23 protein-coding genes, 1 tRNA gene and 1 pseudogene are annotated in these 26952 nt (G+C 64.5%); 10 read left to right on the top strand and 15 right to left on the bottom strand.

What is annotated here, in order from left to right; genetic code table 11:
• Nucleotides 1-5: 5 nt before the first annotated feature.
• The 5 genes from ACSFDB_RS13730 to ACSFDB_RS13710 form a co-directional block, all read right to left on the bottom strand.
• A complete protein-coding gene (locus ACSFDB_RS13730; protein ID WP_440771530.1) occupies nucleotides 6-1316 on the bottom strand; it encodes an AI-2E family transporter in 1311 nt (436 codons plus the stop codon).
• Nucleotides 1317-1378: 62 nt separating this feature from the next.
• On the bottom strand, nucleotides 1379-3859 hold the full coding sequence (locus tag ACSFDB_RS13725; protein WP_440771529.1) for a heavy metal translocating P-type ATPase: 2481 nt from the start codon (nucleotides 3857-3859) through the stop codon (nucleotides 1379-1381).
• Nucleotides 3860-3868: 9 nt separating this feature from the next.
• Nucleotides 3869-4687 carry a sulfite exporter TauE/SafE family protein gene (locus ACSFDB_RS13720; RefSeq protein WP_440771528.1) on the bottom strand — a complete coding sequence of 273 codons (819 nt, stop codon included), beginning with the start codon at nucleotides 4685-4687 and terminating at the stop codon, nucleotides 3869-3871.
• A gap of 251 nt (nucleotides 4688-4938) precedes the next feature.
• Nucleotides 4939-6276: a hydroxymethylglutaryl-CoA synthase gene (gene hmgB / locus ACSFDB_RS13715; protein WP_440771527.1), complete on the bottom strand. Its 1338-nt coding sequence runs from the start codon at nucleotides 6274-6276 to the stop codon at nucleotides 4939-4941.
• Between the two features lie 114 nt (nucleotides 6277-6390).
• Entirely contained in the window at nucleotides 6391-8562 is a 2172-nt protein-coding gene (locus ACSFDB_RS13710) for a hypothetical protein (protein ID WP_440771526.1), read from the bottom strand.
• Between the two features lie 262 nt (nucleotides 8563-8824).
• On the opposite strand from ACSFDB_RS13710, the gene ACSFDB_RS13705 reads away from it, so the two are divergent.
• Nucleotides 8825-9580 carry a hypothetical protein gene (locus ACSFDB_RS13705; protein WP_440771525.1) on the top strand — a complete coding sequence of 252 codons (756 nt, stop codon included), beginning with the start codon at nucleotides 8825-8827 and terminating at the stop codon, nucleotides 9578-9580.
• Nucleotides 9581-9758: 178 nt separating this feature from the next.
• Here ACSFDB_RS13705 and ACSFDB_RS13700 read toward each other — a convergent pair.
• From ACSFDB_RS13700 to ACSFDB_RS13670, 7 genes and pseudogenes are all read right to left on the bottom strand, one after another.
• Nucleotides 9759-11383 (bottom strand): annotated as a pseudogene (locus ACSFDB_RS13700) (BCCT family transporter).
• Between the two features lie 302 nt (nucleotides 11384-11685).
• Nucleotides 11686-12270: a DUF7110 family protein gene (locus ACSFDB_RS13695; RefSeq protein ID WP_440771524.1), complete on the bottom strand. Its 585-nt coding sequence runs from the start codon at nucleotides 12268-12270 to the stop codon at nucleotides 11686-11688.
• Between the two features lie 122 nt (nucleotides 12271-12392).
• Nucleotides 12393-12737, bottom strand: a complete 345-nt coding sequence (locus ACSFDB_RS13690) for a glutaredoxin family protein (protein WP_090303717.1) — start codon at nucleotides 12735-12737, stop codon at nucleotides 12393-12395.
• A gap of 78 nt (nucleotides 12738-12815) precedes the next feature.
• A complete protein-coding gene (locus ACSFDB_RS13685; protein ID WP_440771523.1) occupies nucleotides 12816-14144 on the bottom strand; it encodes a PQQ-dependent sugar dehydrogenase in 1329 nt (442 codons plus the stop codon).
• A gap of 83 nt (nucleotides 14145-14227) precedes the next feature.
• Nucleotides 14228-14695 (bottom strand): DUF6691 family protein, encoded by a 468-nt coding sequence (locus tag ACSFDB_RS13680; protein WP_440771522.1) that lies wholly within the window; start codon nucleotides 14693-14695, stop codon nucleotides 14228-14230.
• Nucleotides 14696-15250: a YeeE/YedE family protein gene (locus tag ACSFDB_RS13675; RefSeq protein ID WP_440771521.1), complete on the bottom strand. Its 555-nt coding sequence runs from the start codon at nucleotides 15248-15250 to the stop codon at nucleotides 14696-14698.
• Nucleotides 15251-15511: 261 nt separating this feature from the next.
• Nucleotides 15512-15976, bottom strand: coding sequence for a response regulator (locus ACSFDB_RS13670; protein ID WP_440771520.1), 465 nt, complete (start codon nucleotides 15974-15976; stop codon nucleotides 15512-15514).
• Nucleotides 15977-16218: 242 nt separating this feature from the next.
• Here ACSFDB_RS13670 and ACSFDB_RS13665 point away from each other — a divergent pair, with 242 nt between their 5' ends.
• Nucleotides 16219-16572 carry a DUF7344 domain-containing protein gene (locus ACSFDB_RS13665; RefSeq protein WP_440771519.1) on the top strand — a complete coding sequence of 118 codons (354 nt, stop codon included), beginning with the start codon at nucleotides 16219-16221 and terminating at the stop codon, nucleotides 16570-16572.
• Nucleotides 16573-16620: 48 nt separating this feature from the next.
• On the opposite strand, the gene ACSFDB_RS13660 is transcribed toward ACSFDB_RS13665, so the two are convergent.
• Together ACSFDB_RS13660 and ACSFDB_RS13655 are read right to left on the bottom strand one after the other, a co-directional pair.
• Complete coding sequence (locus ACSFDB_RS13660; RefSeq protein ID WP_440771518.1) at nucleotides 16621-17418, bottom strand: M14 family metallopeptidase; 798 nt, start codon at nucleotides 17416-17418, stop codon at nucleotides 16621-16623.
• Nucleotides 17419-17559: 141 nt separating this feature from the next.
• Nucleotides 17560-18051, bottom strand: a complete 492-nt coding sequence (locus ACSFDB_RS13655; protein WP_440771517.1) for a DUF309 domain-containing protein — start codon at nucleotides 18049-18051, stop codon at nucleotides 17560-17562.
• 127 nt (nucleotides 18052-18178) lie between these two features.
• On the opposite strand from ACSFDB_RS13655, the gene ACSFDB_RS13650 reads away from it, so the two are divergent.
• From ACSFDB_RS13650 to ACSFDB_RS13635, 4 genes are all read left to right on the top strand, one after another.
• Entirely contained in the window at nucleotides 18179-18307 is a 129-nt protein-coding gene (locus tag ACSFDB_RS13650; protein WP_440771516.1) for a hypothetical protein, read from the top strand.
• A gap of 723 nt (nucleotides 18308-19030) precedes the next feature.
• Nucleotides 19031-19981 (top strand): extracellular solute-binding protein, encoded by a 951-nt coding sequence (locus ACSFDB_RS13645; protein ID WP_440771515.1) that lies wholly within the window; start codon nucleotides 19031-19033, stop codon nucleotides 19979-19981.
• A complete protein-coding gene (locus tag ACSFDB_RS13640) occupies nucleotides 19978-20793 on the top strand; it encodes an ABC transporter permease (protein ID WP_440771514.1) in 816 nt (271 codons plus the stop codon). The genes ACSFDB_RS13645 and ACSFDB_RS13640 overlap by 4 nt, the downstream gene beginning before the upstream one ends.
• A complete protein-coding gene (locus tag ACSFDB_RS13635; protein ID WP_440771513.1) occupies nucleotides 20790-21893 on the top strand; it encodes an ABC transporter ATP-binding protein in 1104 nt (367 codons plus the stop codon). Before ACSFDB_RS13640 ends, ACSFDB_RS13635 begins: the two co-directional genes overlap by 4 nt.
• Before the next feature lie 519 nt (nucleotides 21894-22412).
• Here the strand turns inward: ACSFDB_RS13635 and ACSFDB_RS13630 are convergent.
• Nucleotides 22413-22487: transfer RNA gene (locus tag ACSFDB_RS13630), tRNA-Glu, on the bottom strand.
• A 229-nt stretch (nucleotides 22488-22716) separates the two neighbouring features.
• Between ACSFDB_RS13630 and ACSFDB_RS13625 the strand changes: the two genes are divergently transcribed.
• From ACSFDB_RS13625 to ACSFDB_RS13610, 4 genes are all read left to right on the top strand, one after another.
• Nucleotides 22717-23454: a fumarylacetoacetate hydrolase family protein gene (locus ACSFDB_RS13625; RefSeq protein ID WP_440771512.1), complete on the top strand. Its 738-nt coding sequence runs from the start codon at nucleotides 22717-22719 to the stop codon at nucleotides 23452-23454.
• Nucleotides 23455-23542: 88 nt separating this feature from the next.
• A complete protein-coding gene (locus tag ACSFDB_RS13620; RefSeq protein ID WP_440771511.1) occupies nucleotides 23543-24253 on the top strand; it encodes an MBL fold metallo-hydrolase in 711 nt (236 codons plus the stop codon).
• 154 nt (nucleotides 24254-24407) lie between these two features.
• Nucleotides 24408-25778 carry an Nramp family divalent metal transporter gene (locus ACSFDB_RS13615; protein WP_440771510.1) on the top strand — a complete coding sequence of 457 codons (1371 nt, stop codon included), beginning with the start codon at nucleotides 24408-24410 and terminating at the stop codon, nucleotides 25776-25778.
• 140 nt (nucleotides 25779-25918) lie between these two features.
• Nucleotides 25919-26884, top strand: coding sequence for a zinc ribbon domain-containing protein (locus ACSFDB_RS13610; RefSeq protein WP_440771509.1), 966 nt, complete (start codon nucleotides 25919-25921; stop codon nucleotides 26882-26884).
• The last annotated feature ends 68 nt before the right edge of the window (nucleotides 26885-26952 follow it).

Here is a 26952-nt window from a genome sequence, read left to right as displayed (position 1 = left end):
GCGAGCTATCGGTCGGAATCGGTACCGGCCGTAGAATCGGCGTCCGGCTCGACCGTCCGATCGTCCTCGAGATCGGCTTCGGCCTCCACGCTCGAATCGGTCACGTCGGCCGATTCGTCACCGGTCTCTCCGCTTGAGCCGTCACCAGCGTCGACCGGGGTCTCTCGAGCACCGTCTCCCCCACCGTTCGAATCTTCGTCCGCGTCCGTCCGGATTCCGGTTTCGTGCTCGGTGTCGACGGCCGGATCCTCGGTCTCCTCGTCGTCCTCGAGCCCCGGTTCCGCGCCCGTCTCCGCGGCTCGCTCTCGAGCGAAGGCGTCGAGCGTGACTTTCGCGCCGCCGAGGACGACGGGACCGACGAACAGTCCGACCGCGCCGAAGACGACGATACCGCCGAAGATACCGACGACGATGATGGCGGAGTTCAGGGCGCTCGTCCGACCGATGAGCGCCGGTCGCAGGTAGGTGTCGGAAGCGCTGACGATCGAGCCGTAGACGACGAGCGCGATCGCGCCGACGATATCGCCGGCGGCGAGCAGGTAGAGCGAGACCGGAACCCAGACGCCGAACGCGCCGATCAGCGGGAGCAACGCGAGGACGAACGTCATGACCGTGAGCAAGACGACGGCCGGAACGCCGAGGATGGCCAGCCCGATTCCAAGCGCGACCGCCTGAATCGCCGCGACGACGACGTTGCCGACGACCGAGGCCCACATGAGCTGGTCTAGATCGGCGAGGAGCTCCCGCTGAATGTCGTCGTCGATCGGGAGGACGTGACGGATCCAGGCGACGAGCCGGTCGCCGTCTCGCAACAGCGCAAAGAGCACGAACACCGTGACGGTGAGCCCGATGAGCAGCCCCGGCAATCCGCTGACGAGTTCGATCCCGCTCGTCGCGAGCCCCTGGGCCGCCGTCCCGATCGGCTCCTGGTACGTCTCGAACAGTTGGATGAGATCGTCGGGTTGGCCGATCACCTCGAGTCGACGCTCGATGTCGGCCATTCCGAGCGACCCCTCCTGGACGGCCGTAAGCAGTTCGAGGGCTTCTCGAAGCGCGACCGCGAGGACGTACAGCATCGGGAGCAGTATCGCGAGGATCGCGACGACGACGAGCGTGAGCGCCGCGGTCATCGAGCCGACGGTGCGTTCGAGGCGACGCTGGGCGGGCATGAGAATGTACGCGAGCACGACGCCGAGCAGGATATACTGCAGATACGGGAGGAAAATGAGAGTCGCGAGGATGGCACTCACGAGCGCGAGCAGGGTCAATCCGGTCCGTTCGGAGAGCCACTCCGGTCGGCTGGATCGATCGGTCATAGCCCATCATACGGCCACCTAACAGATTACTGCACTGGAAGATTCTCGCTTGACGTAGCCGACTACGCCTCGTCGTCGAGCAGCGACCGGGAGGAGTTCGTGACGACCAGCAGGCTGCTGATTCCCATCGCGACCGCGGCGAACAGCGGATTGAGCAGTCCCGTCACGGCGAGCGGGATCGCAATGGCGTTGTAACAGAACGCCCACCCGATGTTTCCTTTCACGCGCCGATCGGTGGCTCGAGCGAGGTCGAAGACGGTGTCGACTGACGACAGGTCGTCGTCGACGAGGGCGACGTCCGCCGCGTCGGCCGCCATCGCGGTGCCGCCGCCGAGCGCGATGCCGAGGTCGGCGGCCGCGAGCGCGGGTGCGTCGTTGGTTCCATCGCCGATCATGACCGTCTGACCCCTGCGTTTGAGCCGTTCGACGGTCTCTGCTTTCCCCTCCGGCGGGACGCCCGCGAACACGCGGTCAACGGCGTCGTGCTCTCGGAATCGAGTCGCTGCGCGCGCATCGTCGCCGGTGAGGACAACGACTTCGGTCCCGGTTTCGGAGATTGCCGTCAGCGTCTCCGCCCACCCCTCGCGCAGGTCGTCGCCGACGACGATCACGCCCGACGCGACACCGTCTCGACCGACGGCGACCGGAACGCGGCCGGTCTCCCGGCTCTCGGCGATCCGCTGATCGATCGCGTCCGGGACCGTCCAGCCGCGGTCGCGAAACAGGTCCGGGTGACCGACGACGATCTCCTCGCCGTCGACGACGCCGGAGACGCCGTTTCGGTGGCTCTCGAAAGACTCGACGCGTTCGGCGTCGGCATCGTCGCCATTGTCGCCGTCGACCGCGGCGGACGCTGAATCGGTCGCCGCAACCGCGTCTCCCTCGACGGCACCGCCGTCGGCGACCGGCTCCTCGGCGGCGATCGCCTCCCCGATCGGGTGGGCCGACTGGCGCTCGAGCGTCGCCGCTTGCTCGAGCAGGTCGTCGTCACAGTCGGCGTCGACGACCGTCATGTCGCCGGTAGTCAGCGTCCCGGTCTTGTCGAAGACGACGGTGTCGGCGTCGCGAAGCCGTTCGAAGACGCTGTCGTCGAAGACGACGATCGATCGCTCGAGCGCGTCGCGGATTCCCGCGGCGACGGCCAGCGGCGTCGCCAGCCCGAGCGCGCAGGGACAGGAGACGATCAGGACGGTGAGTCCGATGAGGAGGGCGGTGGCCAGCCCGGAGCCCAGGATGAGGTAGACGACCGTGACGACCGTCGCGAGCACGAGCACGAGCGGGACGAAGATCGTCGCCAGCTTGTCCGCGAGCTTCTGGATGCCGTGGGTCCCGCTCTGGAGGTCCCAGACGAGTTCGCCGATGCGGTCGACGGTGCTCGTGGCGTCCTCGCCGACGCGGATCGTGAGGGAGCCGTCGGAGACCGTCGAGCCGCCGACGACGTCGTCGCCGCCGACTTTGGTAACGGGGAGGGACTCACCGGTGACGACCGCCTCGTCGACCGCGGCCTCGCCGTCGACGACCGTGCCGTCGATCGGAATTCGCTCGCCGGCGCGGACGACCACGCGCTCGTCCGGCTCGAGGTCGTCGACGGCGACCTCCTCCGTCTCGCCGGTCTCGAGGAGGCGCCTGGCTTCGTCGACCTGGACGGCCGTCAGGTCCGAGAGGCGCTCGGTCGCCTTCCGCTTGATCTCGGACTCGTAGTAGCCGCCGACGGAGACGATGACGATGATCGCGACGGTGACGTCGTAGTAGATGTGCGGGCCGCCGACGGCGATCGAGAGCGTGCTGTAGAGGTAGGCGCTGACGGCTGCGATCGAGACGAGCAGGTCCATGTTCGGCGAGCGCGTCTTCACGGCGACGTAGGCGCCCTGGAGGATCGGCTTGCCCGTCACGCCGAGGACGATCGTCGTGAGCGCGGCGATCATGAGGTAAAACGGCGTCGCGAGGTCGCTTGCGAGCGCCTGTGTGAAGAACTCGGTCGTCCGTTCGTCGTAGAACAGCCCGCCGAAGTACGTAGGGTAGATGATGAGCAGGTACTGCATCATCACCGCCATCCCCATGAGCACGCCGACCGCGATCCGTCCCGTGGCCCAGTTGTCGGCCCGGCGGCGGCTGATCGAGTCCTCCCGGTCGTACGCGCTGTAGCCGAGTTGGCTGATTTCGGTTTTCAGCTCCTCGACGGACGCGACCGCAGGATCGTGGTCGATTCGCACCGTGTCGGTGACGTAACTGGAGCTAACCGAACTGACGCCGTCGGTCTCGCCCGCGACCGACTCGATGAACGCCTCGCAGGTCGCACAGTACATGCCGTCGACCTCGAGGAACGTCGTCTCGTAGCCATCGGGAACGACTCGTTCCTCGGATTCGTCCTCGCTCGAGTCGGTTCGCGCATCGCGGACGTCGTCGGCTTCCACTGCCTCGATATCGCCGAGGGCGTCGTACACCTCGCGACAGCCCGCACAGCAGAACGCCTCGCCGCCGGCGGTCACGCCGCTCTCTTCGACGGGGAGCTCACACAGCGTACAGGTGGATTGGCTCGACATGAGTGATCGTTAGTGGTGTTCGTGTCCCCCTGGCGCACCCAAGCCGTCGTAGAACGGAAGTTCGGGGTGTGGAACGTGGATTCCCAGGCTCATCAGCCCGTGGGCGAAGAGGACGTAGCCCAGCGCGACGAAGGCGACGCCGAGCAGTCGGTGGACCCGGCGGCGGTGGGCCACGTCGACCGAATCGATGATCGTCCCGTAGGCGAAGACGGCCGGCACCGTCCCGATCCCGAGCGCGGCGAGCGCGAGCGCGCCGCTGATCGGCGAGCCGGTCGCGAACGCGTAGAGGAACGCCGGGTAGAGGATCGGACAGGGGAGCAGTCCGTGCACCGCGCCGAGACCGACGATGCCGGGGCCGTTCGCGAGTCGGTCGACGCGTCCCGCGAGCCAGCCGGTGAGTCGCTCGAGACCGGGGAAGGAGATCCCGCCAGTCGTCCGGCCCAGTACGTAGTAGACGCCCGTCGCGATGACGAACCCGCCGACGAGGAGACCGACCGCGCCGCGGGCGATGTCGACGGCCGGCGTCAACTCGGCGGTCGTGACGAACAGCAGGCCGCCGAGGGCACCGAATGCGGCCCCGAGGAGGGTGTAGCTCGCCGTTCGTCCGAGATTGAACAGCGCGTGCTGGCGTACTTCGTACATCGAGAGGTGACCCGCGCGTCCGGCGCTCGAGGCGGTCGCGGTCCCCCCGTCGGTCGCGGCGCCGTCCATCCGACTCGCGTAGACGGTCACGAGCGGGCCGCACATCCCGATACAGTGGGCACCCGCGAGTAGCCCGATGAGCAGAAACAGCGCGACGTCGACGCCGAGGAACGTGAACGGGTCCATAGCTTCACTCTCGAGGTGGTCGTTGGTCGACCTAGTCAGCCAACGGTGTAGTGCGTTTCGCTCGAGGAACGGGTTTCGAGAATCGTACCTCTGGGCACGTCGGTCAGTATGAGGAGTTGCCGCTGCGGTCGGAGTACAAGCGCAGCACCCGCGAGCGAGCGAAGCGAGTGTGCGGCCTTTTTAGCGTAGATTTTTGCGCCGAGAGGTTCCGAACGGAGTGAGGAATCCCGAGGCGGAAAAAGGTACTTCTGCTATTCGACGTACCGGTACTTTCGCTCGCCCATGCGGCCCCAGCCGTCGAAGACGAACTCCGACTCGGGCGCGGTGAACTCCTCGACGTCGACGTCCATGTCATGGTTGTGGACGTCGTGAATCTCTTCGTAGTCGTCCCAGCTCATGTCGTACCGGTTCTCGAGCTGTTCGTCGACGTTCAACGCCTCGATTTCGTCCTTCCAGCCGTCCTGAATCGTCTCCGCGTGGCCCTCCGCCTGCGCGCCGGAGCCGTAGGAGCCGACGAGGAGTTTGCTCCCCGTGAGGTCGAGGTCGTTCTCGAGGCCGTGTTTCAGCGCGCTCACGCGGGCGACGTGGACGGAGCCGGTGTACCAGTTGCCGACCTCGCGAGAGAGGGTGAGGGTCGGATCGATCGTCGCCTCGTACCACTCCTGGTAGGTCTCGGTGTCCTTGAGCGCGTCCATGTACTCCCGCAGCGCGTCGTGGAACGCTTCGTCGTCGTCGAACGCTTCGGCGCGGGGCTGGCGACCGATCTCCTCGGCCAGTTCGTCTTCGATGCTGGTGTCGCGGATCATGTGGCGGTAGACCAGCATCCCGGCCTTGCGGACCATCCCCGGGAACGGGGTGTGGAACGGGATGTAGGCGAACTGATCGGGGTGGGTTTCGCCGGCGACGCTCTCGAAGTCCTCGAGCGCCTCACGCATGCGGGCGAGATACACCTGGACGGAGCGTTTGCCGTCGACGGAGGGGAACTGCTGGTTGGGTTTGAGGAAGTCCGTCTCGTCGGCCGAGCCGTAGCCTTGCTCGGTCGAAAGTTCGACGAGGCTGGGATCCTCGCTGATGAGCATCGCGACGGCACCCGCACCCTGGGTCGCCTCGCCGGCGTCACCGCGGGCGTACAGCGCCGTGTCGGTGGCGATGACCAGCGCCGAGCGACCGCGATTTCGGCCGGCCTGGATCCAGTTGAACGCGTCGTCTAAGCTCTGCGTTCCGGCGATACAGGCGAACTTCCGTTCGCCCTTGTTCGCGTGGTGGAAGTCCTCGCCGTAGACCTGTTCGAGACAGCCAGCGACGTACGTCGAAACCGGCTTCGAGTTGTCGAACGCGCTCTCGGTCGCGACGTCGATGCGGCCGATATCGTCGGGCTCGAGGCCCTTGCGTTCCATCAGCCGGTGGGCGGCGTTGGCACCCATGGTGACGATGTCTTCGTAGCTGTCGGGGAACGAACTGGCGTTGAGACCGAGTCCCTTCGTGTACTTTTCGGGGTCCTCGCCCTTCTCGGGCGCGAAGGTCCCGGGTAAGTCGAGTTTGAGATTCCCGGTCCAGATTTCGATGGCGTCGATACCGACTGCAGTCATGCATCGACAATGCGGACCGAGATACAAGATATTGTCGTTCGATATTTCGTCAACTGTCGATCATCGAATCGAGTGATGCGTTTTGACCATCGCTGACGATCAGCGAGGATCGTCTCACAGATTGTCGTCGACCCACCGGTCTACCACCGCCCCGTCCGAGTCGAAGAGCAAGAGAGTAATCTCGTACGCATCGCCGCCGGTACCGCCACCGGGTTCGTGGTCGAACGCACCGCTCGTACCCAATTGCTCGAGAACTTCCGACGCCCACGCGTTATCGAGGTTTCGGAACTCTACCCAGACAGAGCCGACTGCTGTCGACCCCACAGTGTCGTACTCGACCGTGTACTGGGACTGCCCCGGATTTCCGCCGTCGGTAACGGACGGGGAGTCGAACTGTGGACTCGTCGCTAGTCCAAGGTCGTCGTTTCCGCCCGGGTTGGTGCCGTCAGCGGTATCGTCGTACGTCCGGCTATCGACCAGTACATCGTCGGTATCGTAGACACGGAGTTCGATCTCGAACTCGTCGCCGATCCGGTTCCCCCAGAACTCGAGACGCCCACGAGGGCTTGAATCGGTTTCGGTGGTGATCACGCCGCTATCGCGGTTCTTGAAACTGGCCTCGACTCGATCGAACTCGTCTCGGTTGGCGACGTCGTACGAGACGAAGTATCGGGCAGAATGGTCGTTCGGCTGACTCCAATCGTCGACCCGGCTTCCGTCCAACTGCGGTGACGACGGTGAGGACGGACCGTCGCCCGTGTCAGGGCTTTCACCGTTCGCCGTGTCAGTGACCGTTCTCTCGTCGATCACGTCGCCGTTCGTATCGAACGCGGTAATCGTGATCGAGTACGTATCACCCGCCGAACCGCCCTGACTGTACGCAACTGTGCCTCGAGGCTCGAATCGCTCTTCGTCGGTCGTCGACTCGTCGTCCTTGTTTTCGAACTCGACTACGACGTACTCGAACGACGAATGGGTGACCTCGTACGACACCGAGTAATAGACGACATTGTTCGTCGTCTCGTCCGTAACCGACCACCTGAGTCCGTCCGTCCCGGACTCCGAGTCGTCGGTTGGCGGGTTCACGTGCACGGTGCGTCGGTCGCTGCTCTCGCCGCTCGAAACGTAGACGTCGATCGAGGAGCCGTCGCTCGACACCGCACTCGAGTCGAACTCGAGCGTCGTTCGATTCTGGCCGGACGCATTCGTCGTGCCCGAGTTATCGAACGTATCGACAACGTCGTCGTCGTCGCTTATCGCGTACGAGACGCTCGCACCCTCAACGGCGCTTCCTTCGTTTGCCGCGTTCATTGTGAGGGTGAGCGGATCGTCAGCGACGACTTCCGTGGGGTTGGTGTCTTCCCAGACGGTCTCGTATACCTCGGTGGCGCCGCCGGCGGCGTTCGGCCCCGTTCGACGAACGTCAAACTCGTCGCTCGATTCCCCAGCTCCGTTGATCCCGACGCGAGCGACTCGCAGATCGTACTCGTCGTTTACCAATTCGATCGTGAGTGAACCGCTTCTGTTGTAGCTGTCGACCTTCGCCCCGGATTGGCCGCCCTCGAACGACGTCCCGATCGTGTCGTTCCAGATCGCCGGCGAGTCGGTCGGAATCGTGATCATAATGTTCTCGTCCTCGCCGTCGGGTTCGATCGGGACCCCGTCGGACGGACCACTGAGCGCGGTCAGATCGAGAGTGACGGTTCCGCTGGCGGACCTCGAGAGTTCGCCCTCGAGTACAACTAGTGTGATCGACCGATTCGAGATCAACGGCTGATCGGTCAGTGAGACCTGTTCACCGTCGAAGTCGTTGAACGCAAACCCGTGTTCGATCCGCGTCGTCGGCGCAGACTGGTACTCGTGATAGGACGGCGTGTACGCGAGTGTCGTCGTCTTGTGATCGCCGAGCAGGGTATCGGGGCTTCCATCGTAGTCGTACTCGTTTCCTGCGACCGCCGCGTTCTCGATGCGTACGGCTTCCGTCCCAGTCGTCTCGAGGGTTCCCATCGGTGCCGGCGGATTGGTCGCGACCGTTCGGGTCGGGTACTGGGTGCCGAGCGTGGCGGATGTCGACTGAGTCCCACGATAAGTACCTACGTTCTGGATCGCGTTACGAACGTCCTGTAACTCGGTGTGAACGCGCTCGTTATGGTCGAACTCCACCCCGCGATTCTGCTCGGGGACGGCGTTGACCTGGTAGAGCGCGAGCGCGGAGAAGACGATCGCGAGCAGCAGTATCGCCCCAATCTGGACGGTGACTGCTCGGTCGTCTCCCCGACGTATCATACCCGTGAATGATCTCCACAGTGTAAACGTGTACTGGCCGCCACGGACCGCGCGGCCTGTGGGCCAGTCACGGCTGACGGCGTTCCACGACCGAGCCGTTCCGTCGGTGACGTCCACACGCCCCGCCGACAACCTTCGGACGTCCTGCCGACGACCTTTGGACGTCCCCGCCGCCGGATCCCATGTCGCCGAACCACCAGTCAGTTACCCGGCGGTGAAGGGAGTGGCTTACTATGTGCTGGCTCGGGCTACCAGCAGTCGAATGAGACCCGCGGAAGAGCGGTTCACGAGGCATCTGGTCGAGGGCGAGTCGGTGCAGAATCTCGTGCCCGGGACGCTGCTCGAGGATGCCGTTCGCGGCACCGCAGCGGTCGGTGCGACCGACCGACGGATACTGTGCGTTTCGAAGACCGGCGAGTTCGTCGACGTCGGCTACGACTACATCTGCTCGATCGAAAGCCAGCGGCGAGCCAGAACTGAGTATCGGCCCGGGGACGAGAACGACCGACTGCTCTCCCTTCTGGGTGGGATCGTCGGGCTGGCCGCGCTCGCCTTCGTCGTCGCCGCCAACGTCCCCGTCGACGCGTTCGGTGGTTCCCTTTCGGTCGGTCTCGCAGCCGCGACGGTCGGCGTTGCGAGCGCCGTCGAACACGTCCGCACGCAGCCTTCCATCGGCCGAGCGTACGCACCGGTGTTCGTCGGCGCAGGCATCTTCTCGCTCCTCGCGCTCGTTGGGGTCGCGCTCGTCGCACCGAGCGTGTACGTTCCGCTGTACCTGCTCGTGACGGTCGGCGGGTGCGGTCTGGTGGCCTACGCGGCCCGTCACCGAACGCACCTCAGCGGCCCGGGACTCGAGCGTCATCGCGAGACCCACCTCAGTATCAACACGATCGACGGCGAGACGGTACGGATCGCAATCGACGCCGAAATCGACTTTGACCGCGAACTCAGCGCGTGCGTTCACCGCTACGAGGGCTCGACTATCGATCGAGCCATCGTTGGAACTCCAACGGAGTGAGCTCGGTCCCACGTTCGGCTCCGTCGAGACGCGGGAACGCGTCGATAACCGGCTGGTGGTAGCTATCGCTTACCATGCTGGAGTCGGTCCGTTCTCGAGATAGTCGGCGATTACGGATCGTTCGGTTGCCGGTCGAGAGGCGACGAGCGATATCGTCTGCCGTTTACGTCCTCGGCGGTCAATCGTCGTCGGTCTCCGGAGCGGAGTCGGCATCGCTCGAGGCCATCTCGCCGGAGCTCGGAACGTCGACTCCGTCCTCGTCGCGCAGGAACAACGACCGCTGGGTGCCGAACGCGAGCGCTATCGAGGCGACGGCGATCAAGGTAATGACGGAGAACGGGCCGCCGGTGATGATCGCGGCCGCCTGCAGCGCTTCGACGCCGCCGGTGACGATCAGCAGCGACGCGAGGGCCCCGATAAGAAAGCCCCAGATGACGCGGTTGACCGTCGACGGTCGCTGTGCGCCGCCAGTCCTGAGCATGCCGAGCGCGAGCGTCGACGAGTCCGCGGACGTAATGAGAAACAGAAGCACCAGCAGGAGAAACAGCGCGGTCAACAGCCACTCGAGCGGCAGGGCCTCGAAGAGCGGATAGCCGGCGCCGGCTTCGTCGAACGTCGCGACCGCCGAGAGGATGTCGGCTTGGCCGTCGTTCTGGAGATAGATCGCCGTCCCGCCCATCGTCGCGAACCACGGGATCGTGATGCCGGTCGACGCGAGCACCCCCGTCGCGGCGACCTGCCGGACGGTTCGGCCCCGCGAGATTCGCGCGATAAACAGGCCGACGAACGGCGTCCACGAGAACCACCAGGCCCAGTAGAAGATCGTCCAGTCGCCGACCCAGCCCGAGACGCCGCCGTTCCCCGTCTGGGCGGTGCCGGTGTAGAAACTCATCTGGACGAACTGGCTGATGTAGGTGCCGATCGCCGTGATGTAGTTCGTCGGTCCGAGCAGGAAGGTCACGACCGTCAACAGTCCGAACAGCGACAGGTTGACGTACGAGATTCGGCGGATCCCCTTCTGTACCCCGAGCGCGACGGACGCCGTGAACGCGACGGTCATGCCGGTGATGATGAGAACCGTCCCCAGGTCGCCGACGGAAACCCCCGTGGTCCACTCGATGCCGACCAGGAATTGACTGCCGACCAGTCCGAGGGTTGTCGCGACCCCGCCGATGGTTGCGAACACCGCCAGAATGTCGACGGCTTTCGCGAGCGGGCTGTCGAGGTTGTCGATCCCGATCCACGGTGCGAGCACCGTCGAGATCCGCATCGGGGCGTCGTAGCGGTACGCGCAGTACGCGATCGGCAGGGCGACGACGACGTACGCCGTCCACGCCGAGACGCCCCAGTGGAAGAACGTGTACTGAATCGCCCCGACGGCGGCCTCGGAGGACTGCGGATCAGCGCCGATAAACGGCGAGACGTCGTCGTAGTGCGAAACCGCCTCCGCTGGCCCCCAGAAGACGATGCCGGCGGCGATTCCGGCCGAGTACAGCATGGCGAAGTACGAGAGGAAGGCGAACTCGGGCTCCTCGTCCTCCTCGCCGAGTTTGATGTTCCCCAGGGACCGAAGATGAGGAAGATGACGAACGCGACGAGAAAGAACATCACGATCAGGTACCACCAGCCGAATCCGGTCCAGATGAGTTGGTTCGCGCTATCCATGTACCCCGTTGCCGCATCCGGCGCGACGACGAACGCGATCACGGCAGCCACTGCAATCGTGAACCCGACACCGAACACGACTGTGTCGAGTTCCTCGAAGAAGCCATCCGCTGGACGGTGTCGATCTGAGTCAGTCATTGAATAGAAGGGATATGACGTCGTTGTGAGTGTTTGACGGATCGAGTGTCGAGCGTCTCGAGTAGACGAACATCGAGTACGGGCAAGTGTGCTGGGTTTGCACCGACGAGCGGAAATCAGTGCTATGAATCACCTTCAGGGCTCGGATCGGGGAGACGGTGCAGGCGAGTTCCATCGATTAGGATGGTTAGCACGGTGGGTTTCGATCGAGATTTCGATTGGTCCGCACGCTATGGGCCGATATCGAACGCATCAGCAAGAGCGGTCGCTTTTCGGAACGCTACTCGAACTCGCGTCGGCGTTCAGTCGCTGATGAACTTGTTGTCCCGCCAGTTGACGCCGCTCTGTCCCGAGGCGTTCTCGCCGGGCCCTTCGACGACTTCGATGTCGGCCGGGCGGGGCTCGCCCTCGACGATTCGGGTCGCCTCGAGGTCGCCGTCGCGCTCGGAAATCGCGGTCAGCGTCCCCTTCTCTGCGGCCTCGGCGATCCCACAGAGGACGAGGAACATCTGGTACTGCAACAGCGAGTTCTGCAGGACCGTCTCGCGGTCGCCCTTGAACGCCGCGAACTCGACGAGTTCGGACTCGATCTCCTCTTCTTCCTCCTCGTCCCAGCTAAAGGACTTCTGCCGGCGTTCGTCCGGGTCTTCCTCGTAGACCCGGTTTTCGGTGACGCTGGCTTTCAACTGGGCCGTCGGCGTGTACTTGCTGACGGACTCGTCCTCGGCGACGGCCTTGAGAATGAGCGTGTTGTTTCGCCGCGTTATCTCCACGTCGGCGATGCCATCCGGGTACGTGGCCTCGTCGATGTGTTCGCGAAGCTCTTCGAGGGGCAGTTCGAGGGTCGAATGCAGCCGATATACGTGTCTGGATTCCTCTGTTGACATAGTGGGATGGTCTGCGGCGATAGTCGCTGGGTGTCTAGTACGGGTGGGTGACTTATATGACCTGCTATTGAATACGTGGCCGAATTACCCGGATAAATTTAATCGATAGTTCCGCGTTCGGATTACGCCGTCTCGAGCGTCTCGGCCAGTTCGCCGCGCTCCTCGAGCTCCTCGAGGACGTCCGAGCCGCCGACGAATTCGCCGTCGACGAACGTCTGAGGGATCGTCTCCCAGCCGCTGTGACGGTTGAGGGCGGTGCGGTACTCGTCGAGCGACTCGAGGACGTCGACGACCTCGACCTCGTCGCGGTGCTGGGAGATGAGCCCGAGCGCCTTGCGGGAGTAGCCACACTGGGGCATCAGCTCGGTCCCCTTCATGAAGAGGACGACCTCGTTGTCGGCGATGAGTTCGTCGACCTGTTCGTCGACTTCGTCCTGATCGAGACCCTGATTCGGTGGGAAGTCCATACTCGACACATGTCGACGAAGGGGGATAGACCTTGCGTCATCCCCTTGGACACGGTGTCGCCAACGACAAAAACGGAGTCAGGCGGGATCGAGACGGACGATCCGGTCGTCGTCCTCGAGCGGAAACTCGTCGCTGGCCCGGCCATCCCGATTGGACGTGAGTACGTAGAGCGACCCGTTCGGGCCGGGTTCGACGTGTCGAATTCGACCGAACTCTCCCTCGAAGAGGGTGTGAGCCGTCGCCTCGAATCGGTCGTCGAGCCAGTCCTCGTCGTACCAGGTTCCGTCGTCGTCGGATTCGCCGGAATTTTCGGCTCCGTCGTCTGCCGGCCGCAATGCCACAGCGTACAGCGCGTTCGACGTGAGTCCGGCGACGAAGACGTGATTCTCCCACGCCTCGATCGCATCGTCATCGTAGAACGCGAGTCCGGACGGTGCCCACGTCGTCTCAGGACCCGTGTTTATCACCGGGGGCGTCGCTTCGTCGTGTTCGTCGTAGCCGTCGTACTCCGGATCGTCGGGGCCGCCGCGGACGAGATCCCAGCCGTAGTTGCCGCCCGGCCGGAGGATCGACAGCTCGTCTCGAGCGACGGGACCGTGTTCGGCGATCATCGGCGTCCCCTGCGGGGTGAAGCCGATCCCCTGCGGGTTTCGGTGGCCGAGCGTGTACGTCCGCGGATCGCCGTCGTCGCCCCAGTCGACGGGCTCCGACACGGGATCGCCGTCGGGCGTCACTCGGAGCACCGCGCCGGCACGGGAGCCGGGATCCTGCGTGAGGGCGGGCTCCTCCGCGTCGCCCGTCAACACCCAGAGATCGCCGTCGGGACCGAACGCGATTCGGCCGCCGTTGTGGGTCGTCGCACCCGGTATATCGTCGAGAATCGTCTCGAGGTCGTCGGTCTCCAGATCGTAGCGAACGACCCGGTTTCCGGTCCCGTCGTCGTCGGTCGTATAGTAGACGAACAGTTCGGGTGCGTCCGGATAGTCGGGGTGGACGGCGATTCCGAGCGTGCCACCCTCGCCGGGGGCCGCTCGGTCCGGCAGGTCTTCGGCCTCGAGAATCAGCTCGCTGTCCTCTGGACCGAGCGGCGTGCCGTCGGTTTCGGCGAGTTCGTCCGCGTCGAACCGTCGCACCCCGCCATCGCGCTCGGTGATGAAGGCGTCGTCGCCCACGAACGTGAGGTCCCACGGAATCTCGAGGGTAGCGACGACAGTCGTCGCGTCGACGTCGTCCGCGGTGGGCGTGGCGTCCGCCGGACGCCAGTCCGGTTCGGACCAGTCGTCGTCCGGCGTCGCTTCGGGCGTCACGAGCTCCAGACCGTCGGAGTCGACACCCGTGAGACAGCCGGCCAGTGAGGCGAGCGAACAGCCGGTCGCCGCGAGCACGCGCCGCCGTGTCGGAGGCATACTCGACACGAGGGAGTCGAGACGTGTGAACGCTGTGGTGAACTCGAGTCGACTCGACACAGTTCCGAGGAGCGCAAAAAAGGTCAGTCCGCGGCCGCCGCTGGCGACTCGCTCTCGGTGCGTGCCGAACGCCAGTAGCCCTGGACGTACGCGCCGACGAACATGCCGGCGATTCCGTAGAGAATAAAGATATTCCCGACGCCGAGGCTGGCGTAGGCCGCACCGGGACAGATTCCCGAGAGCCCCCAGCCGACGCCGAAGATGCCGCCGCCGATGACGACGTTCTTGTCGAGCGTCTTGAGTCGGCGACCGTAGATCGCGCCCGTCAGCGGTGCCTCGCTGCGGAACTGCTTTACGCCGAAGAAGGTGATCCCGGTCACGACGGCCGCACCGAACATGACGAACAGCAGCCCGAAGTCCTCGAACTGCAGGAAGTTCAGGACGACCTCGGGCTGGGCCATGTGACTGAATCCGAGCCCGAAGCCGAAGATCAGTCCGCCGACGAACACCAGCGGCAAGAACAGCGGGTGTTGTTCGTGTTCGGCTGCCATCTACGGGCTCACCCCCGTTGCCGCTACCAACTGAGCGACGCCGATCGCTACCAGCAGGAACGTCGTGACGCCGACGAACGACGCACCCGAGGCCGACCCGACGCCGCAGACGCCGTGACCGGAGGTACAGCCCTTGCCGAGTCGAGTTCCGATCCCGATGAGGATGCCGCCGAGGAACAGCCGCCAGGGCTGGACCTCGGTCAACCAGATCGTTACGCCGCCGACCTCCCGGAGTTCGCCGGTGGTCGCACCCGGCTGGAGGCCGCTCGAGAGGAGCCCGGATTGGAAGGTCAGCGCGTAGACCGCCGCGCCGGCGACGATCCCCAGCGTGAAGACGACGCGCCAGTCACGCGATGCGCGATACCGTTCGAACCGGGCGAGACTCGAGCCGTAGGAGAGCGTCGACTCGAGGAACGTACTCGCGCCGGCCGGAATGCCGGTGCCGAGGTAGATCACGGCGACCCCGAGACCGACGAGCAGGCCGCCGATCACGTAGTGGCTGATCCCGTTGGGGAACAGCTCCGCGAACATGGCGACGATAAGCGTTGCAGTCATCGTTCTTCGGAAGGAAGTGTGGGGGTATCAAAGCTATCGACGCGGGGAAAATTGTGTCCATCTCGGAGCGTCTCGCGAGCGGACCGAAGCGATCGGGGGCTGGCGTCGTTTGAAGCGGCCGGCGTTCCGGGTCGTTTGAAGCGGCCGGCGTTCCGGGTCGTTTGAAGCGGCCGGCGTTCCGGGTCGTTTGAAGCGGCCGGCGTTCCGGGTCGTTTGAAGCGGCCGGCGTTCCGGGTCGTTCGAAGCGGTCCGCGTCCCCACTCAGTTGCTCTCTACCCCGGCCGGTAGTTTGGCGACCGAGAGCCAGAAATCGGTGTACACCCCGATAGTGTCCATGAACTCGCCCGGCTCGACCGCTTTGTGGAGGCAGGCGTTCGCGTGTTTCTCGTAGGAGCGGACGACGTCGCCTTCGTCTTTCGAGCCGGTCAGGACGGTGACGGGGATGTGCTTGAGATCAGGATCGCCTTTCACCTCCGTCAACACGGTCTCGCCGCTCGTCCGCGGAATGTTCCAGTCGAGTAACACCAGGTCCGGTCTCGGCGCGGCCGCGTGATCGCCGCGCCGGTAAAGAAAGTCCATCGCTTCGTCGCCGTCGGAGACGACGTGCAGCCGATTGGGGTTCGGACAGTCCCGAAGCGCTTCTTCGACGAGCCGTGCATCTCCCGGGTTGTCCTCGATCAACAACAGCTCTGCTGGCCGCGTCGAATGCGAGGACGAATCGCTCATACCCCGGTCGTTCGACCCGGCGACGGATGAAGGCACTGCCTGAACGTGGTGACTGTCTCAACTATCGCACCGATAGTTGCGGCAACTGGTCGCCGAGTACGGAGCGCTGGGTCCGGGGAATCGCACGCTCGGGCCGGAACGGCCGGTCCCCTCGAGACGTTGCAAACGCGCGCAGTGCTGTGGTCCAAGGACTTTAGGTGTCCCACCTATGTCCGTGTGCCCTGTGGGGTACGGTAGTGGAGATGGATCAACGGGACGCGTTTCGAGTGCTCGCCAGTGCGGACCGACAGTTCGTTCTCCACGAGCTAGTCGACCGCGACGATTCGGTATCCGTCGACGCGCTCTCACAGGCGGTCGCCGCGCGGCGACACCGCGTTTCGCCCGAGGCAGTGAGCGACGCACAGGCCGACCGAGCACAGGTCCGACTGGTCCACCTCCATTTCCCCCAACTGATGGACCGCAATATCATCACCGTCGACTGGGCAGATGACGAGGTTTCACTTGCCGACACCGAGCACGTCGACGTCTTGCTCGAGGCCGCCGAGGAACTCGAGCCGTGGCCGCCAAACGATATGCCGGGACGGTACTCCTGGTAGCCCCGATATCGGTCGTCGATTCCGACGGGTACGCGAACAGTCGAACACTCAGTCCGCGGCCGGCGACGGTGTCAGCACGTCGATTTTCTCTGCGGCGTAGCCGAAGACGTTTCGATAGCCGTTCGGCGACATGAGCACCGGGTAGAACGGCTCCTGTGCGACCTGCATATCGCCGTCGGCGGCCGCGAAAGGATCACCGGGCTCGACTTCGGCGAAGTTGTCGACGAACACCTCGTAGGTGTCGGCTCGCTCCTTCCGAATGACGTCGGTGAGACGGTAGACCGGCAGATCTCGGGCGACCGTGTCGCCGGGTAACGCACCGACGGCCGTCAGGAACGCTCGCGTCAGGCGGTCGGCGTTCTGGGCGGCCGTCTCGGAACCTTGCAGCCCGCACTCGACTTCGATCGTGTCGATCTCGGAGAAGAGCCGTCCCTCCGCGAAGTTGCTCGTCTCGACCATCGTGGCCACCGGCAGCTGTGGGACCAGTTCGGTCGCCGTCTCACTGAGTTGGTTGACGATCGCGAACGGCTCGGCGTGGCTCTGCGTCGAGTGCATCGAGAACGCCAGACAGCCCTCGAGCTCCTCGATGAGTTCGTGTGCGAGTCGGCCTTCGTGAGTCTCTGCGTCTGGATCGCCCGGGAATGCGCGGTTGAGATCCTCGTCGACGAACCGTACTTGGCGCTCGAGCGCCGCCTCGTTGACGACGACGAGTTTGACGGGTCGTTCGACAGTCGGGCGTTCGTCGAGCAGCCGCTTGACGGCGCGGACGCCACAGGGTTCGTCCCCGTGGACGCCCGCAACGACGGCGATCTCCGGCGTTCCCGACCCGAGCTGTGCAACTCTCATTGTCCACTAGTTGGCCTCGGTGGCCAAAGGCGATTCGGTCTCTCACGCACGCGAAAATTCAGCGAAACGGAGACGTCGTCGATTGTCACGGTACGGTGTGGCATCGACACGGGTGGTCCGCTCTCGGGAACCGCCGACCTGTCACTCCTCGAGCCCGTCGACGTACTCGAAATCGGCCGCTCGAGCGGTCGGTCGCTCCCCGTCGATGGGGATCCGCCACTCGTCGATTCGGCTCGGTTCCTCGATCGCGTTCGTCAGCGTCGTCCGAACCTCGAGCAGGTCCACGCCGTAGTAGTCTCGAGGGACGCCCTGGAGGTACTGGAGTGCGGTTCGAAAGAGCGACCGCATCCCGTCGTCGTCCGTGAAATCGGCGCGTTTGTACGTACCGGCGGCAACCTGGACCATTCCGTGAAGGAACGCGCTCTCCTCGGTTCCGCGGCCGTAGTTGTACCACTCGAGTTCGAAGCAGTCGTGACTCTCGTGATAGGCCTCGGCGTTGAACAGCCGGACGCCGTGGACCGTCGCCTGACGAAGCGTCGCGTGTTCCCAGCGGCCGTCGGCGGCGTGCCAGCCCGTCGGTGCGATCGGTCCGCTCGGCGGGGGGACCGACGGGTCGTTGGTGTGGTCGTCCATACACACCGTTGGCCGAGGCCGCGGGTAATTCCATCGCCACGACCCCTCAGAGACGTGTCGAACGCATATAATGACGCCAGTGGAATAGCCAAGCGTTTATTTCGGTTTAATTCCTTCTCAGCGCTAGATGAGATACCCCATCGGGAGTTGCCGGGACTGCGGGGAGCGCCTGTACGAGCACATCGAGGGCGATTACCAGTGTCTGAACTGTAGCCGACGGTACGAATCGACCGAGTTAGAGATGCGAACGGCCTGAAATCGCGGCTCGTCGAACCGGACAGTACCGAACGAATCACCGGGATGGAGACGCGATCGGTACCAGTCGACGGCGACTCTCTGTCTGCCTGTAGGCCGCACCGTCGACGACGGTCCAAACGAACTGAACCAGTCGAGACGGGTGACTCTTGGGCTGGTACGTCGCTCGTCAGGGTTGTCAATACAACTACCTACCTCTTGAGAAAAGAGATGCTTCGTTCGCACGTGCAATCCCCCAAGCAGTCACACGAAGCCACTACTCCGGTGTTCGGGCGCCTTGCACGTCACCGGTGTCGAGACGCGGTGCAGCGTCCTCGGGAGGACGCCGATCCGCTCGGAAGGGGTCCTGTAGAGACGGCAACGTTAGGTTATCGGTCGGCGGTCGATACGAGCCATGTCTCTTAACGACGATCGACCGAAAGTGGCTGCCCAGTGTTGTGAGTGCGGGGCCGTCTACTCCGCGTGGATTCTCTCCGACGAGACGGTACAACCGATCGGACGGAAAGACGGCTGTCGATGCGGCGGTGACACGTTTCAGTCGATCTCGACGGAGTGAACCCGGTCCCTGGGTTTGGTGACGAATAAACGACTGCCAGTTACGCGTAGCGCGTCGACTATCAGATTCCTACCGAACACGTTCAAAATCGAAACCTGTATCGGTTACTTTCTAAGCGAGTAGGAACCTAAGGTGGTTATATGTGTGGCCGAGTCCGAACAACACTGTATGAACACCGCTGGCGACTACGCCGGACACCGAACGAGTCGCCGTTCGGTACTCGCGACGACCGGGACCGTCGCCGGTCTCGGTATCGCGGGTTGTCTCGGGAGTACGGCCAGTTCGGTGCGCGTGCTAGCGGCGGGCAGTCTCGCACGAACGTTCGAGGACCACGTTAGCCCGGCGTTCAGGGAGGAGGCGGAGATCGAACTTCGCGGCGAGTACTACGGTGCGAACGCCGTGATGCGGATGGTCGAAGACCGAACCAAACACCCCGATGTCGTCGTCAGCGCCGACGCGACGCTGCTCCGCGATCGGCTGTACGGCGAGTTCACCGACTGGGACGTCGCGTTCGCGACCAACAGCATCGGGATCGGGTACGCCGAGGAGTCGACGTTCGGACGGCGACTCGAGGACGGCGAGCCGTGGTACGAACTGGCTCGAGGGACCGACGAGGGAGATCTCGCGATCGGCGACCCGAACCTCGATCCGCTGGGCTATCGCGCCGTTCAGGCGTTCGATCTCGCGGCGGGGGAGTACGGTCTCGATGGGTTTCGCGAGGACATGCTGGCCGTCGTCTACGAGGAGCCCGACGAGCCGCAGCTCATGGTCGGCGTCGAGAGCGGCTCTCGAGCCGGTGCGATCGTCTACCGGAATATGGCGGTCGATCACGGGGTCCCCTTCCTCGAATTCCCCGACGAGTACAATTTCGCCGACCCCGAACTGGCGGATCACTACGCGACGGTCGAGTTCACGACGGACGAGGAGGGGTACACGGCCGAAGGTCGGCCGATCGTCTACAACGCAACGGTCACCGACGACGCGGACGAACCGGATGCCGGCCACCGACTGATACAGTTTCTCGTCGATCGGCCTGACCTCCTCGAAGAGGCGGGGTTGACGGTCGGATCGAACGTCCCCGAGGCGAACGGTGCGGTTCCGGAGGCGATCGACGTATGAGCCGCTCCGAATCGGCTCGTCTCCGGCGGATACGAGCGCCAGAACTGCTCGTCCCGGCCGCGCTCGGCGGACTCATCCTCGTCTACTTCGCGCTCCCGTTCGTCACCTTTCTCTCTCGAACGGGGACGGCGACCGTCGTCGCCGGGCTATCGACCCCCGAGGCACAAGTTGCGATTCGCAACTCGCTGCTCACCGCGCCGGTTTCGACGGCCATCGCGACGGTTCTCGGCGTGCCGCTCGCGTACGTCCTCGCTCGGACGTCGTTCCCCGGGAAGCGCCTCATCGAAGCGCTGGTGATCCTGCCGCTCATCGTCCCGCCCGTCGTCGGTGGTGCGATGATTATTACTGCGGTCGGGCGGTTTACGCCGATCGGCTCCGCCGCGACCGCCGCGGGAATCCCCCTTACCGACAGTCTGATCGGGATCGTCCTCGCCCAGACGTTCGTCGCCGCGCCGTTCGTGATTATCACCGCTCGAGCCGGGTTCGGCGCCGTCGACGAACGCCTCGAGCAGGCCTCCCGATCGCTCGGCTACGGACCGCTCGAGACGTTCTGGAACGTCTCGCTTCCGCTGGCTCGCGGCGCGATCCTCGCCGGGATCAGCCTGACGTTCGCTCGAGCGATCGGCGAGTTCGGCGCGACGATGATGGTCGCCTACAATCCGCGGACGATGCCGACGCGCATCTGGGTCGACTTCATCACCGGCGGGATCGACGCGATCGTCCCGCTCGCGCTCGCCCTGTTCGCGATCACGCTCGTCGTTCTCGCGGCCGTCCAGCGATTCGGTCGGGTTCCGACGGTGATCGATCGATGATGCTCGAACTCGAGTCGCTCACCCACCGATACGGGACCGAATCGGCCGTCGACGACGTCTCGTTCGGTCTCGAGGCGGGCGAACTCGTCGCGCTGCTCGGCCCGAGCGGCTGTGGCAAGACGACGATCGTACAGGCGGTCGCCGGCCACGTCCGTCCGACCGCGGGCCGGGTGACGCTCCGCGGCGCTGACGTCACCGACGCACCGCCCGAATCTCGGCGGGTGAGCGTCGTCTTTCAACAGTCGACGCTCTACCCTCACATGACCGTGGGCGAGAACGTCGCGTACGGTCTCAGGGCACGCGGCATCGAGACAAGCCGACGGGCCGACGTCGTGAGCGAGTACCTCGAACTGGTCGACCTTCGGGACCAGCGCGATGCCTACCCGTCGGAACTGAGCGGCGGGCAGCGTCGTCGCGTCGAACTGGCTCGAGCGGTCGCCCCTGAACCCGACGTGCTCTTGCTCGACGAACCGCTCTCGGCGCTCGATCGGTCGCTGCGCGAACGCCTGCGCGACGAGATCACCCGCATTCAACGGGAAACCGGCGTCACGACGCTGTTCGTCACGCACGACCAGGCGGAGGCGATGGCCCTCGCCGATCGACTCGTCGTGATGGACGACGGCAGCGTCGCCGGCGTCGGGGAGCCGCGAACGCTCTACGAGTCACCACCGACGCCGTTCGTGGCCTCATTCCTCGGTCGGTCGAACGAGCTTTCGGCGACCGTCACCCGACAGGAGCCGCTGACGCTCACTGTCGGCGGTCAGGAGATCGTGCTGCCCGACTCGAGAGCCGACGTTTCGATCGGTTCGGCCCTCTCGTGTCACGTTCGGCCGGACGACCTCGCGCTGGACGCTGGCGGTGGGCCCGGTTCGGACGGCCCGGCGGTGTCGTTGCCGGGAACGGTGGCCCGCGTCGCCGATATGGGCCGCCGCTACGACGTGACCGTCCGACTCGAGACTGACGAGGAGATCGTCATCGAGCGGACCGAGACGCCGCCAGCGACGGGCGAGTCGGTTTCGGTGGGACTGCTCGAGGCGGACCTGACGATATTCGGTGCCGATCAGCGCGACCGTCTCGGCGTCGACGTCTCGAGCACCTGAGCCCGCAATCGGCGACAGATTCGATTTTCGATCGAGAGAACCCCGCGGGGTCCGTCTTGCTGCTTCTACAAATACGCGAGGCGGTTCACCGTTCGTGCTTTCGATAGCGTCGACCTCGAGGGATCCGGCGTCACCTCTCCGAGAGTACGACGGCCGACAGGGCTCTCGAAATCCTACGAGCCGACCAGGAGATCATCGTCGTCCTCGTCGTCAGCGTCATCTTCGGTTTCCTCGATCGCCTCCTCGACCTCGTCCTGTGTTGCCTCCTCGAATTCGTCTCCCATTCTAGTGCTAGATACGAGTACGAGGACATTATGACCGATGAGCGTTTTCACGGTCAGATAATGTCATGCGTGGCGACTCTCGTGTAACATGTCGTCCACTCGTATTGTGACAGTCTCTGCAAACCGTGCTCCGTCAGGGATTTGAATCAGACCAGTCGCGCGCAGCGAAGCGAGCACGTCTGGGCGTGGTTCAAATCCCTGAGCGGCCGCTTTTTGCTCATTACGTTCGCAAAAATGCTCCGTCAGGGATTTGAACCCTGGTCATCGGCTCGAAAGGCCGAAATGATTGGCCGGACTACACCAACGGAGCGTTCACTTCGTTCACGCACCAAGCCTCGACGGACTTCGTCCGCCTCAACAACGGAGCGTGTCTTACTCTGCAATCAGTCATTGCCGAGGCCTAGTAAAAAGCGTTCCGTTCCGAGTCGACGGTGGCACACGCTGACGCACCTGAACGTCACGCACAATACACACTCCCGTGTTCACCGCAGTCGGCCGCCATCTCAACGTTTTTGAAGCCCCGTGACAACCTATCTCGCATGAAATACGTTCGATTCCGTGACCCGGCCGGTGCGATTCGACGCGGCGAGTTCGAGAGCGGCCACGTTCACTTCGCGAACGAGAGCTACGACCTCGAGGACGACGCCATCGACGTCCTGCCACCGAGCGACCCGTCGAAGATCGTTTGTATCGGTCGCAACTACGCCGACCACGCCGACGAGATGGGGAACGACGTACCCGACCGGCCGCTGCTCTTCTTGAAACCGCCGAACGCGGTCGCCAGCCACGGCGATACCGTCACCGCACCCGCCGGAAAGGAGCGGATCGACCACGAGGCAGAACTCGGCGTCGTCATCGGCGAACAGTGTCGCCACGTCTCCGAAGCCGAGGCGATGGACGTCGTCGAGGGCTTTACCTGCGTCAACGATATCTCGAACCGCGACGATCAGGAGAAAGAACAGAACTGGATCCGCGGGAAGGCGTTCGACGGCGCCGCGCCGATCGGCCCGCTGCTCGCGACGCCCGACGAGGTCCCCGACGACGCGAGCGTCCGGACCCGCGTCAACGGCGACCTGAAACAGGACGGCTCGCGCGAGCAACTCATCTTCCCCATTCCGGAACTCATCGCCGAGATTACGACGTACATGACTCTCGAGCCGGGCGACGTGATCGCCACCGGCACGCCGGAAGGCGTCGGCCCGCTCTCCGACGGCGACGAGGTCGAAATCGAGGTCGAAGGCGTCGGGACGCTCTCGCACTCGATCCGACGCCCCTGAGCGGTCCTGGTTTCGACACGACGGTCAGCCGACCACCGGACCGACGCGAACCGAACCGTTTTCGCCCCGCTCCGATGAAGACAGTCGCATGACCGTTCGATTCGGTGCGGTGACCGTCGACTGGGTCGGTCTCGCGACGATTCGCCTCGAGGGCCAGACGGGGGCCGTCATCTACACGGATCCCGGGCCGGAGACGTACGGCGTTCTCGACGGCCTCGAGCCTCGAGATGGCGATCTAATTCTCGTCAGTCACGACCACCACTACGATCCCGACTCGATCCGGCGGGTGGCTCACGAGGACGCCATCGTCGTCGTCCACGAATCGATCGACGCCCGCGAGATCGATCGGGAGGTCGAACAGCCCGAGGCCCTGCCCTACGAGGTCGAACGCGTTCGCGCCGACGAGTCGTTCGTCCTCGGACCGTTGGATCTGTTCACCACGCCGGCGTACAACGATCCGGCGGGTCCACACGTCGACGAGGCGGGAACGCCGTACCACCCCGAAGGACAGGGCTGTGGCTTCGCGGTCACCGTCGACGGCGTCTCGGCGTTCTGGCCCGGCGACACCGACGTGCTTCCGTTCCACGAGGACCTGGACGTCGATCTCTTCTGTCCGCCGGTCGGCGGCACGTTCACGATGGACCGCCACGAGGCCGCCGATCTTGCGGACCGAATCCGGCCGGACCTCGTCCTGCCGGTCCACTACGACACCTTCGAGGCGATCGAAACCGACGCGGACGCCTTCGTCGTCGACGTCGCGAACCGCGGTGTCCCGGTGGTGCTCGACGAACAGAACTAACCACTCTTACACATTTCGGGACGAATCCGTGGACATAAGTTGACGGTTGGCCACTCTCACGCATCTGCCATGCATACTGGTACCAATCCGACAGCTTTCGGAGGCGACCACGTGAACAGTCGTCTGAGACTGACTCTTTCGTATTCACGAACGGGTGACCGACGTGGCCAATAGCGCGGCCGACGAGAGCGGCCCACAGGATTCCGAACTTACCTACCCATCGTCCGACTGGCGCGGGTTCTTCGAGAACCACTTCGGGCCGTCGATGCTCTGGGCGCTGATCAGCATCGGCGGGAGCCACATCGTCCTCGCACCGACGCTCGGCGGAACGTTCGGGCTCGTCGCGATCTGGATGTTCGGCCTCATCTACGTCGCCAAGTACGGCGCCTGGGAACTCGGCATTCGCTACAACTACGGAGTCGGAGCGAACCCGATCGAAGCCTACGGCGACCTCCCCGGCCCGAAGAACTGGGCCCTCTGGCTGACGATCCTCGTGTTCACCGTTATGTACACGTTCATCACGGCCAGCGTCGGGATGAGCACCGCCGCGTTCGTCGCCGCGCTGACGCCCGGTTGGCTCACCGCCGCCTGGGCGTACGTGATCTTCGTCGGCGCCGCCGGTGCCCTGGTGATCACGTCTCGATACTCCGTCCTCGAGAAGGCTCTGATTGGTTTCACGATCGCGGTGGGCGTCCTCGTTCTTCTCGGCGCGCTCGTCGGACCACCGTCGCCGGAACTGATCGCTGACACGGCGTTCGCGGTGCCGGATCTCACCGGCCCGGCGTTTATCGCGCTGTTCGCCGCCGCGGCGGGCTTCGCGCCGACCGGCTTCAGCACGAGCATCCTGATCGGGAGCTGGAGTATGGCCAAGGGGGAAGGCGCCGGCGAACTCCGCGAGAAGGGGCTCGATCCGGACGATCCCGCCAATCACGACTACATCCGCGCGTGGATCCAAACCGGCCGACGGGACTTCAACGTCGGCTACGTCTTCAGCTTCGTCCTGATCGCGGCGATGGTCGTTCTGGCGACGAACGTGCTCTACCCGAACCCGCCGACGGACGCCAACCTCGCCTTCGCCATCGGAAACATCCTGAGCGACTCGTTCGGGGAGTGGTCGTACTACGCCATGCTGATCGGTGCGTTCGCGGCGCTGTACTCGACGGTCATCACGCTCCTCGACGGTGCCGCCCGCGCGACCGGGGATATCCTCCCGATGGCACTCGAGGACGAGAGCATCGACAGCGAGCGGGTGCGAAAACTCGTCGTCGTCGGTGTGGTCGTCGTCAGCAGCGCGATGGTCGTCGCGCTCGGTGACGTTCCAGTGACCCTGTTGCTCTACGTCGCTGCAATACTCGCGGTCACGGAGATCTTCTTCTATCCGGCGAACTGGTACGTCGTCGAGAAACACCTACCCGAGCCGTTCCGCCCGTCTCGTGCCTGGCACGTCTACTACGTCGTGAGTCTCGTCTTCGTCCTCCTCTTCGGTGCGATGGGGGCCGCGCTCCGACTCGGGTTCATCGGCTGAGGGGCTGCTCAGAACCACCATCCGCTGGAAGTGGTGACCATCGATCCGAACCGGACGATTGGGTCGACTGAGCGAGGCAGAACTGGTTGACTTTCCGAACGGACCAAACCGTTACTGTGACTGCTGACGACTCCACGACTATGAGCAGCGATCGGCGATCGAATCAAGACGGGGGTGGGCCGCCGTACTGTTCGAACTGTGGCACCGGTCTCGAGCCGTCGGCGAACTACTGCCCGAACTGCGGACTGTCGAACGGTCGTCCGGCCGACCGATCGAGTGCCGAATCGTCGACCGTACGAGGACGAACGGGACCCGGTGCCAGCGCGAGTACGGATTCGAGCGGCAGTGTGACCGACCGCGAACACCTCGAGCATCGGATCGCGACGGCGCTGCAGGACGGCTGGGAACTCGAGCACGACTTCGGCGACCACGCGGTCATGGTGAAACGGTCGTTCGGCAGCAGGGACGAGCACCTGGTGGTCGCGCTGATCACCGTCTGGTTCACGATGGGGATTGGCAACGCGCTCTACGGCGCATACCGGTACGTCGGCGACGCAGAGCGGATGGTGTTACGAACGGACCACGTCGAGAGCAGCGACGCCGATCGCGAGTCCACCGGCTCCGCGCTCCGCTGGCGCGTGACGGCTGCGGTCTGCTGGCTCGCCGCCGCAATCGTCGCCGTGGTCGGTCTGCAGGTCGTCACGCCAGCCGCGGGCTACCCCCTCTTTCTCCTCGCGTTCGTGTTCGCCGCAATGGGTGTGAGCGCCCTGCCGTCGGTCCAGCGACGACTCGAGAGCCGCCACTCGGTGACGACCAACGGTCGGGTCCGATCGGTCGACGAACGTACCGTCGTCGCTTACGATAGACCGTGTGCCGCATGTGCGGATCCCGTCGGTCGGGGCCTCGAGCGAATCTACCGAAAGGAGTTCTGCCTGCTCGGCGTCCCGCTGGCGGCCTCCGAGGGGCGCAACTACTACTGCAAACAGTGTGCGAACGGAACGAGACCCACGACTCCGGACCGGTCCGGCCCGCCCTCGTCCGCGAGCAACGCGAAGACGGACCGGTTGCTGGAGACGGACCCAGAGACGGAACGAGAATCGACGTAGTCCAGTTGCGACAGGGTCGTCACAGCAGTGGCTTTTCGAGGGAGCCGCGTCGCGGATACGGTGTGTGG

This window comes from Natronorubrum amylolyticum, from assembly GCF_052040145.1.
In the GTDB taxonomy this organism is placed as follows: Archaea; Halobacteriota; Halobacteria; order Halobacteriales; family Natrialbaceae; genus Natronorubrum.
Note: the sequence above shows the minus strand (reverse complement) of the source record. Positions and strands in the feature narration are given on the sequence as shown.